The organism is Streptomyces sp. NPDC058955 (assembly GCF_042741435.1).
Lineage (GTDB): Bacteria > Actinomycetota > Actinomycetes > Streptomycetales > Streptomycetaceae > Streptomyces.
On record NZ_JBHYKM010000012.1, the window covers coordinates 20,547 to 32,972 of the forward strand.

Sequence of the window (12,426 nt, forward strand, 5' to 3'; positions counted from 1 at the left end):
CCACTCTCGCTCTCGCGCCCGCGCGCGCTCGCGCCCGCCTCTCTGCGGGGGGGGGGGCGCCGCCCCGGGGCGCGGCCCCCCCCCCCCCCCCCCCCGGTCGTGACGTGCGCGGTGGATCAGCGGTGGATCAGCGGTGGATCAGCTGATGACGAACGGGCCCGGGGACTGCGACGTGACCGCGTCGCAGTTCACCGTGACGCCGAAGATGACCAGCTTGAGGGCGACCCCGGCGAAGTACGAGTTGAGACTGTCGCCGGCCACCACGTTCGTCGCGGTCAGCGGGCCCAGCTTCGCGGCCCCGCCGGCCGGGATCGCCGGGTTCTTCTTGCCGGTGAAGACCCGGTCGGGTCCGGTGGAGTTGTCCAGGATCAGCGTGGAGCTGATCGTGTCCGCGCCGACCGAGATCGGCGAGGTCACGGGCGAGTCGATCCACACCTGGGCGGTGGTCCCCGAGTGGGTCATGGTGAGGGTGGCGGGGCCGCCGCCCCACGAGCCGCAGTCGTACGACGCCGTGACCGAGCCGGGCGAGACGGCGGCGGAGGCCGTGGGGGCGAAGGCGAGCGAGGTCGCGGCGAGGCCCGCGGCGAGTGCTCCGGCCGCCCCCAAGGTGCTTCTTCTCATGGCGAGTTCGTACCCCTTCCGATGACGAACGCAGGGGTGCGGGCACTGCGTGGAATGGCGGAGATCTGACGGCCCGTCGGACCGTTCGCCGCCTATTGACGCGCAGACGGCACGGGAAGGCAAGAGAAGTCGCGGAGATCCTTCACAAACGCGCAAGGGCCCGGCCGTGGCCGGACCCCGCGCCTCGGGCGTACGGTGCTCAGCCCGCCGTGACGGCCGACCGCAGCTGCCCGTCCGGGCCCGCGAGCAGCACCGGCGTCTCCGGTCCGCCCAGGTCCCGGACGGCCGCCCGGTCCTCGTCGGACGCGGCCTCGGCGGCGGACACCACGGCCGCCGCCACCAGCGACTGCGCGCCGCTCGCGACGGCCATCGCCACGGCCGTCCGCAGCGCGCTCAGCTTCAGCGACTCCAGCTCCACCGTGCCCGCCACATAGGTGCGGCCGGTCTCGTCCCGTACCGCCGCGCCCTCGGGCACGCCGTTGCGGGCGCGGGCGCTGCGCGCCAGCGTGATGATCTTCAGGTCCTCGGCGCCGAGGTCGCCGTGCTCACTGCTGAGTGTCATGGACCGAGCATAGGTCGGGGCTCCCGGTCAGCCCGCCAGCGGGTACATCGCCCCCCGGCGGCCCTCCGGCGAGACCAGCCACGCCAGCTTCGCCTCGGTGTCCGCCTCCGGGAGCGGGGCGTGCAGCACGATCACCAGGTCCGGGCGGGCCGGCACCCGCAGCTGGGTGGCCTCCACGTGCAGCGGACCGGCCAGCGGGTGGTCCAGGATCTTGCGGGTCTGGCCGCCGGGCATGACGTCCCGCTGGTCCCACAGCTCCGCGAACTCGGGGCTGGCCGCCCTGGCGTCCTCGACCACGGCCCGGAACCCCTCGTCGTCCGGGTGCTCCGAGCAGGCGGCCCGGAACTGGGCGACGACCTTGGGCGCCAGCTGCTCCCAGTCCTCCGCCCGCGAGCGGTAGATCGGATCGGTGAAGAACGAGATCAGGCAGTTCTGGACGATCTCCGGGCGCATGCCGAGGACGATGGACGCCGAGTCGTTGTACATGATCGTGTTCCAGTACACGTCCATGATGTGCGCCGGGAACGGCATCCACGCGTCGATGAGCCGGCGCAGCCCGTGGCACATGTCCCGCGCGTCCGGGGCCACCTCCGGCGCGGGCGGGTTGAGCCCCGCGAGCAGGTACAGATGGCGCCGCTCCGCCGGGCTGAGCCGCAGCACCCGCGCCACCGAGTCGATCACCTGCGGGGAGACGGTGATGTCCCGCCCCTGCTCCAGCCACTGGTACCAGGAGACCCCCACGCCGGCGAGGACCGCGACCTCCTCGCGGCGCAGCCCCGGGGTGCGGCGCCGGGCACCGCCGTCGGGCAGGCCGGCCTCGGCGGGGGTCACCCGGGCGCGACGGCTCATCAGGAACTCGCGCAGTTCGGACAGTCGGTGCGCCTTGGCGGTGGCGCTCCCCAGTGCCGTGGCCACGTGTGCCTCCCCCTGGATGCGTGGTGGTGCGACCAACAGGATAAGTTCCCGCTCCCCAGCCGTGTTCCCGCGCCGTGAGAGTCGTGACCATGACGACTCTGTCCTCTCCCCCGACTCCCGGCACCGGTCCGGCCTCCCCCGCCTTCTCCGGACGGGCCCGGCTCGTCCTCGTGGTGCTGTGCGCCGCCCAGTTCATGGTGGCCCTGGACTTCTCCGTCCTGAACGTGGCGCTGCCGGTGCTCGGCGCCGACCTCGGCCTCGGCCCGTCGGCCCTCCAGTGGGCGGTCACCGCCTTCGCGCTGCCGTCCGGCGGCTTCCTGCTGCTGTCCGGCCGGCTCGGCGACCTGTACGGGCGCAGGAAGCTGTTCCTGGCGGGCCTCGCCCTCTTCGGCGCCGCCTCGCTGCTCGCCGCCCTCGCCTGGGACCCGGCCTCCTTCCTCACCGGGCGCGCCCTGCAGGGCCTCGGCGCGGCCGCGATCGTGCCGACCGGCATGTCCCTGCTGACGACCTCCTTCCCGGAGGGCCCGCAGCGCGACCGGGCGCTCGGCATCTCCGGCACCCTGCTGTCCCTGGGCTTCACCATCGGGATGGTCCTCGGCGGGGTCATGACCGACACCCTGGGCTGGCGGTCCACCATGGGGCTGCTCGCCGTCTTCACCCTGATCGTGCTCCCGCTCGCGCCGGGCCTGCTGCCCGAGTCGCGCACCGCGGAGCGGCCCCGGCTCGACGTGCCGGGCGCGGTGACGGTCACCGGCGGTCTGCTCTCCCTGATCTACGCCCTGTCGACGGCGGCCGAGCGCGGCTTCGGCGGCACCGACGTGCTCGTCGGCCTGGTCGCCGGCGTGGTGCTCCTGGTGGCCTTCGTGGTCGTGGAGTCCCGCAGCCCGTCGCCCCTGGTGTCGCTGCCGATGCTGAAGCGGCGCACCGTCGCCCTCGGCAATCTGGGCGGGCTCGTGACCTTCTCGATGATGTCGGTGGTCGTCTTCGTGCTGACCCTGTACCTGCAGCGGACCCTGGGGCTCTCCGGCTTCCTCACCGGCCTGATCTTCGGGGCGCAGGGCGTCGTCTCGGTCTTCACCGGGTCCGTGGTCCCCCGGGTGATCGGCCGGTTCGGAGCCCGCCGCACCCTGGTGTTCTCGCTCGCGGGCCAGGGCGTGTTCGTGGCGGCGCTCCTGGGCATCGGCGCGGAGTCGGGCGCGCTCCTCGCCGCCGTCGCCGTCTCGCTGGCCTCCATGTGCCACCTCGGCGCGATCATCTCGTACGGCGTGACCGTCACCTCCGGCGTCCCGGACGAGGAGCAGGGTCTGGCGACCGGACTCGTCACCACGACCCAGCAGGTCGGCATCACCGTCGGCATCCCGCTGCTCGGCGTCCTCGCCACCACCGGCGACAGCCTCTACGGGGGCGTCCGCACGGTCCTCGCGCTGGACGCGGCGATCGTGCTGGCGGCGGCGGCCGTCCTCGCCCTCGGCCTGCGGCGCGCGCGGTGAGTCACGGCCGGTCGAGGCGGAGCCGCACCGCCTTCGGCAGGCCGGCGACGACCAGGTCGTACGAGTCCTCGATGAGCTCCCGGACCATCCGGTCCGGGAGCCCGGCCACCTCCACCGTGTTCCAGTGGCGCTTGTTCATGTGGTAGCCGGGGGTGATCGCCGGGTGCTCCTCGCGGAGCCGTACGGCGTCCTCCGGATCGCACTTCAGATTGACCCGCAGCGGCTCGCCGTCCAGCCAGGAGAGCGCGAACATCTTCCCCGCCACCTTGAAGACCGAGGTGTCGGGCCCGAAGGGGAACTCCTCCGTGGCGTCGTTGAACTCCAGGCAGAAGGCGCGCAGCCGGTCCGGGGTCATTCCTGGTCCGCCCCCTCCGCTCCGGCCGGGGCGACCGGCTCGACGAGCACGGTGACGATCTTGTTCCGGCGGCCGGCCGGGGCCTCGGCGGTCAGCCTCAGCTCCCGCCCGTCCGGCAGGGCGACGACGGCCGCGGCGCCGGCGATCGGGACCCGGCCGAGGGCCTTGGCGAGCAGCCCGCCGACGGTCTCCACGTCCTCGTCGTCGAACTCGTCGGGGCCGAAGCCGTACAGCTCGCCGAGGTCGCCGATGTCGAGGCGGGCGGTGACCCGGTGGCGTTCGTCGCCGAGCTCCTGGACCGGCGGCAGCTCCCGGTCGTACTCGTCGGTGATCTCGCCGACGATCTCCTCCAGGATGTCCTCGATGGTGACGATGCCGGCCGTGCCGCCGTACTCGTCGATGACGACGGCGACGTGGTTGCGCTCCTGCTGCATCTCGCGCAGCAGGTCGCCGGCGTTCTTGGTGTCGGGGACGAAGGCCGCCGCGCGCATCGCGGTGGAGACCAGGTCGGCCTCGGCGTCGCGGTTGATGTGCGTCTTGCGGACCAGGTCCTTCAGGTACACGATCCCGACGACGTCGTCCTCGTTCTCCCCCGTCACCGGGATGCGGGAGAAGCCGGAGCGCAGCGCGAGGGTGAGGGCCTGCCGGACGGTCTTGTACCGCTCGATGCAGACGAGGTCCGTGCGCGGCACCATCACCTCGCGGACCAGGGTGTCGCCCAGCTCGAAGACCGAGTGCACCATCCGGCGCTCCTCGTCCTCGATCAGCGACTCCTGCTCGGCCAGGTCCACCATGGCCCGCAGCTCCGCCTCGGAGGCGAAGGGGCCCTTGCGGAAGCCCTTGCCGGGGGTGAGCGCGTTGCCGATGAGGATCAGCAGCTGCGGGATCGGGCCCATGATCCGGGCCAGCGGGACGAGGACGTACGCGGCGGCGGTGGCCGTGTTCAGCGGGTGCTGGCGGCCGATGGTGCGCGGCGAGACGCCGACGGCCACATAGGAGACCAGCACCATCACGGCGATCGCGACCAGCAGCGCCTCCCAGGTCTCCGGGAAGTACTCCAGGCAGGCGTAGGTGACGAGGACGCCGGCCGCCATCTCGCAGGCGACCCGGACGAGCAGCGCCACGTTGAGGTAGCGGGTCGGGTCGGAGGCGACCTGGGTGAGCTTCTCGGCGCCGCGCCGTCCGGAGCGGAGGGCCTCGGCGGCGCGGAAGGCGGAGACGCGGGCGAGCCCGGCCTCGGCGCAGGCGGCCAGCCAGGCGACGACGACCAGGGCGACCGCGCCGAGGATCAGCTGGATGCTCATCGGGCGCGCGGGGTCAGTTGACGGTGGGGGCGGGCGACGGGCCGGTGAGGCCCTTCTCGGCGCGCCAGCCGTCGACGATCGCCGCCTGGAGGCCGAACATCTCGGCCTTCTCGTCCGGCTCCTCGTGGTCGTAGCCGAGCAGGTGGAGGACGCCGTGGACGGTGAGCAGCTGGAGCTCCTCGTCCATGGAGTGCTTGGTGGGGGCGTCCTCGCCCTGCTTCTTGGCGACCTCGGGGCAGAGCACGATGTCGCCGAGGAGCCCCTGCGGGGGCTCCTCGTCGTCCTTGGCCGGCGGGCGCAGCTCGTCCATCGGGAAGGACATGACGTCCGTCGGTCCGGGGAGGTCCATCCACTGGATGTGGAGCTGCTCCATCGCCTCCGCGTCGACCACGATCACCGAGAGCTCGGAGAGCGGGTGGATGCGCATGCGGCCGAGGGCGTAGCGGGCGATGTCCAGGATCGCCTGCTCGTCGACCTCGGTGCCGGACTCGTTGTTGACGTCGATCGACATGTGCGGTGCTTCTACTTCCCGTTGCGGCCGGTGCGCTGCTCGTTGGCGCTGTCGTACTTCTCGTACGCGTCGACGATACGGCCGACGAGCTTGTGCCGGACGACATCCTGCGACGTGAGCGTCGAGAAGTGCACGTCGGGAACGCCGTCGAGGATGTCCCGGACCTGCCGCAGACCGCTCTTCGTGCCGCCCGGGAGGTCGACCTGGGTGATGTCACCGGTGATGACGATCTTCGAGTCGAAGCCGAGGCGGGTGAGGAACATCTTCATCTGCTCGGGGTTCGTGTTCTGCGCCTCGTCGAGGATGATGAAGGCGTCGTTGAGCGTCCGGCCCCGCATGTACGCCAGCGGCGCGACCTCGATCGTCCCGTTCGCCATCAGCTTGGGGATGGAGTCCGGGTCGAGCATGTCGTGCAGCGCGTCGTAGAGCGGGCGCAGATAGGGGTCGATCTTCTCGTAGAGGGTGCCGGGGAGGAAGCCGAGGCGCTCGCCGGCCTCGACCGCCGGGCGGGTCAGGATGATCCGGGTGACCTGCTTGGACTGGAGGGCCTGGACGGCCTTGGCCATGGCCAGGTAGGTCTTGCCGGTGCCGGCGGGGCCGATGCCGAAGACGATCGTGTGCTTGTCGATCGCGTCGACGTACCGCTTCTGGTTGAGGGTCTTGGGGCGGATGGTGCGGCCGCGGCTGGAGAGGATGTTCTGGGTGAGCACCTCGGCCGGGGTCTCGTCGGCGCCTTCGCCGTCGTCGCTCGCCTTGAGCATGGCGATGGAGCGTTCCACTGCGTCCTCCGTCATCGGCTGTCCGGTGCGGAGCACCAGCATCATCTCGTCGAACAGGCGCTGGATGAGGGCGACTTCTCCGGCGTCGCCGACCGCGCTGACCTGATTGCCCCGGACGTGGATGTCCGCCCGGGGGAACGCCCGCTCGATCACGCGGAGCAGGGAGTCGCCGGAACCGAGGACGGTCACCATGGGGTGCTTGGCGGGCACCGCGAAGTGGGCACGGGCCTCGCCCGGCGTTCCGTTGGGGGCTGTGGGTGTCTGCGTCATGGGCCGGCCCTCTGGCCTGCGCATACCTCCTGCTGCGGGGTTCTCGCTGCTCGACAACCTCTCGCTCCCAGCCTACGACCTGGTGCCGGTGTGCCCGAAGCGGTTTACGGGACGGCCGCCCGGAAGCCGATGGTGGGCACCGCGCGGCGCGGCGGCCAGGGGCGGGCGGGGGCGGGGAGCAGGGCTTCGAGGAAGGCGTAGCGGGCCCGCAGCGCCTCCGGGTCCTGCCGGTCGTCGTGCTGGACGTGCTGCCACCAGGCGGCGATCTCGGTCCAGGTGGGGGCGGAGAGGGAGCCGCCGAACTCCTGGACGGAGAGCGCGGCGGTGAGGCCGGCGAAGGCGAGCCGGTCGGCGAGCGGCCAGTCGGCGAGGGTGCCGGTGACGAAGCCGGCCACGAAGACGTCGCCGGCGCCGGTGGGGTCGAGGGCCTCGACGCGGATGGCGGGCACCTCGGCGGTCTCGCCGGTGGCGCCGTCGACGGCGTAGGCGCCCTCGGCGCCGAGGGTGACGACGGCGTAGCGGACCTTGTCGGCGAGCGCGTGGGCGGCGGCGCGGGGGCAGTCGGTACGGGTGTAGCGCATCGCCTCGGCGGCGTTGGGCAGGAACGCCTCGCAGTGCTCCAGGTCGGTCAGGGCCGCCAGGTCCCAGCGGCCGGTGTCGTCCCAGCCGACGTCGGCGAAGACCCGGGCGCCGTCGCGGGCGGCGCGGGCCACCCACTCCTCGGTGCGGCCGGGGACGAGGGAGGCGACGGCGGCGCGGGCGCGCGGCGGGCGGACGGCGGGCCCGTCGGGGCGGGGCGCCTCGTGGCCGTGCGAGACCATCGTGCGCTCGCCCTCGTAGGCCATGGAGACGGTGACCGGGGAGTGCCAGCCGGAGACGGTGCGGGAGAGCGAGAGGTCGATGCCCTCGCCCTGTTCGAGGGCGTCCCAGCAGTACTCGCCGTAGTGGTCGGCGCCGAACGCGGCGGCGAGGGAGGTGCGCAGGCCGAGGCGGGCGAGGGCGGTGGCCATGTTGGCGACGCCGCCGGGGCTGGAGCCCATGCCGCGGGCCCAGGACTCGGTGCCGCGGACGGGGGCGCTGTCGAGGCCGGTGAAGATGATGTCCAGGAAGACGGTGCCGGTGAGGAAGACGTCGCAGGCCGGGTCGGCGGCCTCGCGGACGGTCTCCAGCGGGTCGACGCCGGCCGCGGGACGGGGCCGCGCGTCCTCCCCGTACGGCTCTGCGCGCTGGTCTCCGCTGGCTGTGCTCACGGCGAACTCCCCGGTCGTGGTGCGGCGGGATCGGCACCCGGGTGCCGATCCGGACAGTGTGCCCGATGGGGTCGGGGTGACGGGGGTGACGCGGCGGATCGCCGGTCGCTACCCCGGATCACCCCACCCAAACCGATGGTGACCCGTCTCACAGGACGAATCGGGGGAGAGTGCCTTCTCCGCCCATTCGGTTGCTTGATACACATGGTGCCGCGACCCCGTGGATCACCGGGGCGCCGTCTCATTTCCCCGTTCGGTTCCTGGAACGCCCATGTCTGCGCGCCCGCGCGCCCGGGGGCCCCTCGCCGCCCTCGTCGCCCTCTTCACGGCCGGCTATCTCGCCCCGTACCTGCTGCCGACCGTCGTCGGCCGGCTCGCCGCCGGACTCGGCCTCGGCCCGTCCCAGGCCGGGCTGACGGGTTCGGTGCTGCTGCTCGGCTCCGCCTCCGCCGGTTTCACGCTCGCCGCGCGCGTGGAACGGATCGGCCCGCGCCGGGCCGCCCGCCTCGGACTGCTCGCGATGGCCCTGGGATACGGCTCCGCCGCCGCGACCGGCAGCCTGCCGCTGGTGGTCGCCGGGGTGGTCCTCGGCGGCTTCGGCTCGGGTACGGCGACGGCGGTGGCGGCCTCCGGGATCGCCGGGCAGCCGGATCCGCAGCGGGCCTCCACCCTGGGCCTGCTGTCGGTCTCGGCCGCGGCCGGCGCGCTCTACCTGACGCTGCCGAGGCTCGGCGGCGGCCACGCCCCGCCGCTGCTCGCGCTGGCCGCGGCGGCGGTCCTGGTGTGGCCGGTGACGGGCCGGCTGCCGGGCGCCACGCGCGCGTGGCGGGGCGCGTCGCCGCTCCCGGAGGCCACCGGACCGCTGCCGTACCGGCGGGCGGGCGCGGTGCTGGCCGGCTGCGTCCTGTGCTGGTCCCTCGCCCAGAACGCCCTCTGGGGCGTCAGCGGCCGGATCGGCACCGGCCAGGCGGGGCTCTCCGAGGTGACGGTCGGCGCGGTCTTCGCGGTGGCGCTCGGCGCGGGTCTGGCGGGGGTCACGGCGGCCGGGGCGCTCGGCTCCCGGCTGGGGCGCGCGGTCCCGATCGGCGCGGGCACGGCGCTGATCGCGTGCTGCGTCCTGCTCAGCGCGTCCGCCGACGGGCTCGGTTCCTTCGCGACCGGCGAGATCCTCTGGAACGCGGTCTACCCGGTCGTCCTCTCCTACCTGCTCGGCCTCGCCGCCTCCCTCGACCCGCGCGGCCGCTGGGCGGTCCTGGTCGGCTCGGCGTCCTCCCTGGGCACGGCCTGCGGCCCGCTCGCCGGCAGCGTCCTCTCGGAGACGGCCGGCTACCCGGGCATGGGCGCGGTCCTCGCCGCGCTCCTCCTCCTGGTGGCCGCCCCCATGGCGGCGGTCGCCCGCCACGCCTCGGGCCGCCCCCTGGTCCCCGGCTCCGTCCGCCGCCGCGGCGGCGCGCCGGCGGCGTTCGTGGCGGGTGCGGCCCCCACGACGACGGCCCTGCTGCCCCAGGTCGGCGCCCCGGAGCAGCAGATCGCCCCGATCCCGGCCCCCGCGGCCGCCCGTCGCCCCGCCAGATCCACCTTCCACCTCGCCCGCCCCACCAACCCCACCTGACCCCACCCTCCGGGCGGCCCCCGTCCCCGCACCCCCGTGCAGACAGACGTCCAGCAGGCCGGTGCCCACCCGCCAGGCCCCGGCTTCCGGGCGGCGCCGTTCGCCGCACCTCCGTTCCGTGTGGGCAGGCGTTCCGCAAGGGGCGGAACGGGTGGGCACACGGAACGGCGCCCCGTGCCGCGCCCAGGCTCCCGCGCCTGAACCCGCACCCCGTGCACGGCGCACATGCGGTGCGGGTCCAGGCCCATGAGCGGAGGCACCCGCAACGGTGCCGTTCCGTTGTGCCCACCCGTTCCGCCCCAGCGGAACGATTGCCCACAACGAAACGGCGGCGGCCGCCCGCGACGCCCCCGCCGGGCCGGGGGGGGTGGGCACCGCCCCAGCGGAACGATTGCCCACAACGGAGCGGCGCGGGCGCGGCCCGCAGCGGTGCGGTGCGGTGCGGGGGCTAGAAGGTGTGCGCTTCTACTTCCGCGAGGTAGCGCGCGCGGCGGGGTTCGTCGTCGTCCAGGAAGGCCGCTTCGAAGGAGTGCCGCGCCAGCGTCCGCAGCTGCTCCGGCGTGAGGCCGAGCGCGTCGCGGACGCCGTCGTAGTTGTCGCCCACGTACCCCCCGAAGTACGCGGGGTCGTCCGAGTTGACCGTCACCAGCAGCCCCGCGTCCAGCATCGCCCGCAGCGGATGGTCCGCCAGCGTGTCGATCACCCGCAGCCGCACGTTCGACAGCGGGCACAGCGTCAGCGGGATCCGCTCGCGGGCCAGTCGCTCGACCAGCTCCGGGTCCTCCATGCAGCGCAGGCCGTGGTCGATCCGCTCCACGCCGAGGACGTCCAGCGCCTCGCGGACGTACGACGCCGGGCCCTCCTCGCCCGCGTGCGCGACCCGCCGCAGGCCGAGCCGGGCGGCCTCCTCGTACACCGCGCGGAACTTGGCCGGCGGGTGGCCGACCTCGGCCGAGTCGAGGCCGACGCCGGTGATCCGGTCGAGGTACGGCTTCGCGGCCTCCAGCGTGGCCAGCGCCGACTCGGCGGACTCGTCGCGCAGGAAGCAGAGGATGAGCCGGGTGGAGATCCCGTACCGCTCCTCGGCCCGGTCGAGGGAGGCGGCCAGCCCCTCGACGACGGTGCCGATCGGGACGCCCCGCGAGGTGTGCGCCTGCGGGTCGAAGAAGATCTCGGCGTGCCGGACGCCCTGCGCGGCGGCCCGCTCCAGATAGGCGTCGGCGAGCGCGGTGAAGTCCTCGGGGGTCCGCAGGACCGCCATCAGGGCGTAGTACAGGTCCAGGAAGGACTGGAGGTCGCTGAAGCGGTACGCCTCGCGCAGCGCCTCGGTGTCGGCGTACGGCAGGGTGACGCCGTTCCGCTCGGCGAGGGCGAAGGCCAGCTCGGGTTCGAGGGTGCCTTCGATGTGGAGGTGCAGTTCTGCCGTGGGGAGGGGCATGGGTGGTGCTCTATCTCTTCGGTACGGGGACCCTCATGAGGTCCTGGGCAATGCTCAGCTCGCCCTCGAATCCGGCGGCCCTCGCCTGCCGTTCGAACTCCGACGGATCGGAGTAGCGCTGCGAGAAGTGGGTGAGGACGAGGTGCCGCACGCCCGCGTCCCGGGCGACGGCGGCGGCCTGACCCGCGGTGAGGTGGCCGTGGTCCCGGGCGAGCCGGACGTCCTCGTCGAGGAAGGTCGACTCGATGACGAGCAGGTCGGTGCCCTCCGCGAGGGCGTGCACGCCGTCGCAGAGCCGGGTGTCCATGACGAAGGCGAAGCGCTGCCCGCGCCGGACCTCGCTCACCTCCTCCAGGGCGACCCCGCGGAGGCTGCCCTCGCGCTGGATGCGGCCGACGTCCGGGCCCTTGATGCCGTGTGCGGCGAGCCGCTCCGGCAGCAGCCGGCGCCCGTCGGGCTCGACCAGCCGGTAGCCGAAGGACTCGACGGGGTGGGAGAGCCGGCGGGCCTCCAGCGTGAACGCGCCGGTGACGGCGAGCACGCCGTCCTCCGCGACCGGCGCCTCGGTCAGCTCCACGGACTCGCGGTAGGCGGTGGCGTACCGCAGCCGTTCGAAGAAGTGCTGCCCGCTCGCCGGGTAGTGGGCGGTGATCTGGTGCGGGACCTGGTCGAGGTTGATCCGCTGGATCACCCCGGCCAGGCCCAGCGAGTGGTCGCCGTGGAAGTGCGTGACGCAGATCCGGTTCAGGTCGTGCGCGGCGACCCCGGCCCGCAGCATCTGCCGCTGGGTGCCCTCGCCGGGGTCGAAGAGCAGGCCGTGGCCGTCCCAGCGGAGCAGGTACCCGTTGTGGTTGCGGTGGCGGGTCGGGACCTGGCTGGCGGTACCGAGGACGACCAGTTCGCGGACGGACACGGGCGCGGTCCTATCCGGGGGGCCAGTTGAGGCCGCGACCGCCCAGCACGTGCGCGTGCGCGTGGAAGACGGTCTGGCCCGCGCCGGCGCCGGTGTTCAGGATGATCCGGTAGCCGCTGCCGTCCACCTTCTCCTGCTCGGCGACCTCGCCGGCCTCGCGCAGCACGTCGGCGGCGACGGTCGGCGCGGCGGCGGCGAGCGAGGCGGCGTCCGGGTAGTGGAGGCGCGGGATGACGAGCACGTGGGTGGGCGCCTGCGGGTTGATGTCGCGGAACGCCAGCGTGGTCTCCGTCTCGCGGACGATCGTCGCCGGCACCTCCCCTGCCGCGATCTTGCAGAACAGGCAGTCGCTCTGCGGCTCTCCGGCCATGCTCCGGGCCTCCTCGCCTCCGTGGATCAGTACCTG

The 12,426-nt window shown here is 73.6% G+C and carries 13 protein-coding genes; 2 read left to right on the forward strand and 11 right to left on the reverse strand.

The features are described 5' to 3' along the window. Positions 1–138 precede the first annotated feature (138 nt). The 3 genes from ACFW1I_RS07815 to ACFW1I_RS07825 form a co-directional block, all read right to left on the reverse strand. Positions 139–621 carry a hypothetical protein gene (locus ACFW1I_RS07815; protein WP_384667182.1) on the reverse strand — a complete coding sequence of 161 codons (483 nt, stop codon included), beginning with the start codon at positions 619–621 and terminating at the stop codon, positions 139–141. 199 nt (positions 622–820) lie between these two features. Next, positions 821–1,183 carry a cytidine deaminase gene (locus tag ACFW1I_RS07820; RefSeq protein ID WP_384667185.1) on the reverse strand — a complete coding sequence of 121 codons (363 nt, stop codon included), beginning with the start codon at positions 1,181–1,183 and terminating at the stop codon, positions 821–823. 27 nt (positions 1,184–1,210) lie between these two features. Continuing rightward, a complete protein-coding gene (locus tag ACFW1I_RS07825) occupies positions 1,211–2,032 on the reverse strand; it encodes a helix-turn-helix transcriptional regulator (RefSeq protein ID WP_384667320.1) in 822 nt (273 codons plus the stop codon). A 155-nt stretch (positions 2,033–2,187) separates the two neighbouring features. On the opposite strand from ACFW1I_RS07825, the gene ACFW1I_RS07830 reads away from it, so the two are divergent. After that, a complete protein-coding gene (locus tag ACFW1I_RS07830; protein WP_384667188.1) occupies positions 2,188–3,588 on the forward strand; it encodes an MFS transporter in 1,401 nt (466 codons plus the stop codon). Between the two features lies 1 nt (position 3,589). Here ACFW1I_RS07830 and ACFW1I_RS07835 read toward each other — a convergent pair whose 3' ends face one another. From ACFW1I_RS07835 to ACFW1I_RS07855, 5 genes are all read right to left on the reverse strand, one after another. Continuing rightward, entirely contained in the window at positions 3,590–3,943 is a 354-nt protein-coding gene (locus tag ACFW1I_RS07835) for an MmcQ/YjbR family DNA-binding protein (RefSeq protein ID WP_031005054.1), read from the reverse strand. After that, complete coding sequence (locus tag ACFW1I_RS07840) at positions 3,940–5,247, reverse strand: hemolysin family protein (RefSeq protein ID WP_384667192.1); 1,308 nt, start codon at positions 5,245–5,247, stop codon at positions 3,940–3,942. Before ACFW1I_RS07840 ends, ACFW1I_RS07835 begins: the two co-directional genes overlap by 4 nt. Before the next feature lie 13 nt (positions 5,248–5,260). Continuing rightward, entirely contained in the window at positions 5,261–5,758 is a 498-nt protein-coding gene (ybeY, locus tag ACFW1I_RS07845) for an rRNA maturation RNase YbeY (RefSeq protein ID WP_030494138.1), read from the reverse strand. An 11-nt stretch (positions 5,759–5,769) separates the two neighbouring features. Further along, on the reverse strand, positions 5,770–6,807 hold the full coding sequence (locus tag ACFW1I_RS07850; RefSeq protein ID WP_384667196.1) for a PhoH family protein: 1,038 nt from the start codon (positions 6,805–6,807) through the stop codon (positions 5,770–5,772). 104 nt (positions 6,808–6,911) lie between these two features. Then, a complete protein-coding gene (locus ACFW1I_RS07855) occupies positions 6,912–7,976 on the reverse strand; it encodes a PfkB family carbohydrate kinase (protein WP_384667322.1) in 1,065 nt (354 codons plus the stop codon). A 352-nt stretch (positions 7,977–8,328) separates the two neighbouring features. Here ACFW1I_RS07855 and ACFW1I_RS07860 point away from each other — a divergent pair, with 352 nt between their 5' ends. Continuing rightward, positions 8,329–9,669 carry an MFS transporter gene (locus ACFW1I_RS07860; RefSeq protein WP_384667199.1) on the forward strand — a complete coding sequence of 447 codons (1,341 nt, stop codon included), beginning with the start codon at positions 8,329–8,331 and terminating at the stop codon, positions 9,667–9,669. A 448-nt stretch (positions 9,670–10,117) separates the two neighbouring features. Here ACFW1I_RS07860 and ACFW1I_RS07865 read toward each other — a convergent pair whose 3' ends face one another. The 3 genes from ACFW1I_RS07865 to ACFW1I_RS07875 are packed head-to-tail and all read right to left on the reverse strand — an operon-like array spanning position 10,118 to position 12,390. Further along, a complete protein-coding gene (locus tag ACFW1I_RS07865) occupies positions 10,118–11,107 on the reverse strand; it encodes an adenosine deaminase (protein WP_384667202.1) in 990 nt (329 codons plus the stop codon). 10 nt (positions 11,108–11,117) lie between these two features. Further along, on the reverse strand, positions 11,118–12,020 hold the full coding sequence (locus tag ACFW1I_RS07870) for a ribonuclease Z (RefSeq protein WP_384667205.1): 903 nt from the start codon (positions 12,018–12,020) through the stop codon (positions 11,118–11,120). Positions 12,021–12,030: 10 nt separating this feature from the next. Continuing rightward, positions 12,031–12,390: a histidine triad nucleotide-binding protein gene (locus ACFW1I_RS07875; RefSeq protein WP_384667208.1), complete on the reverse strand. Its 360-nt coding sequence runs from the start codon at positions 12,388–12,390 to the stop codon at positions 12,031–12,033. Between the last annotated feature and the right edge of the window lie 36 nt (positions 12,391–12,426).

Bases quoted from the DNA above. Each gene is read 5' to 3' on its own strand.
- ACFW1I_RS07875 (WP_384667208.1), bottom strand. From the start codon at position 12,390: ATGGCCGGAGAGCCGCAGAGCGACTGCCTGTTCTGCAAGATCGCGGCA.
- ACFW1I_RS07865 (WP_384667202.1), bottom strand. From the start codon at position 11,107: ATGCCCCTCCCCACGGCAGAACTGCACCTCCACATCGAAGGCACCCTC.
- ybeY (WP_030494138.1), bottom strand. From the start codon at position 5,758: ATGTCGATCGACGTCAACAACGAGTCCGGCACCGAGGTCGACGAGCAG.
- ACFW1I_RS07825 (WP_384667320.1), bottom strand. From the start codon at position 2,032: ATGAGCCGTCGCGCCCGGGTGACCCCCGCCGAGGCCGGCCTGCCCGAC.
- ACFW1I_RS07835 (WP_031005054.1), bottom strand. From the start codon at position 3,943: ATGACCCCGGACCGGCTGCGCGCCTTCTGCCTGGAGTTCAACGACGCC.
- ACFW1I_RS07840 (WP_384667192.1), bottom strand. From the start codon at position 5,247: ATGAGCATCCAGCTGATCCTCGGCGCGGTCGCCCTGGTCGTCGTCGCC.
- ACFW1I_RS07830 (WP_384667188.1), top strand. From the start codon at position 2,188: ATGACGACTCTGTCCTCTCCCCCGACTCCCGGCACCGGTCCGGCCTCC.
- ACFW1I_RS07815 (WP_384667182.1), bottom strand. From the start codon at position 621: ATGAGAAGAAGCACCTTGGGGGCGGCCGGAGCACTCGCCGCGGGCCTC.
- ACFW1I_RS07850 (WP_384667196.1), bottom strand. From the start codon at position 6,807: ATGACGCAGACACCCACAGCCCCCAACGGAACGCCGGGCGAGGCCCGT.
- ACFW1I_RS07820 (WP_384667185.1), bottom strand. From the start codon at position 1,183: ATGACACTCAGCAGTGAGCACGGCGACCTCGGCGCCGAGGACCTGAAG.
- ACFW1I_RS07860 (WP_384667199.1), top strand. From the start codon at position 8,329: ATGTCTGCGCGCCCGCGCGCCCGGGGGCCCCTCGCCGCCCTCGTCGCC.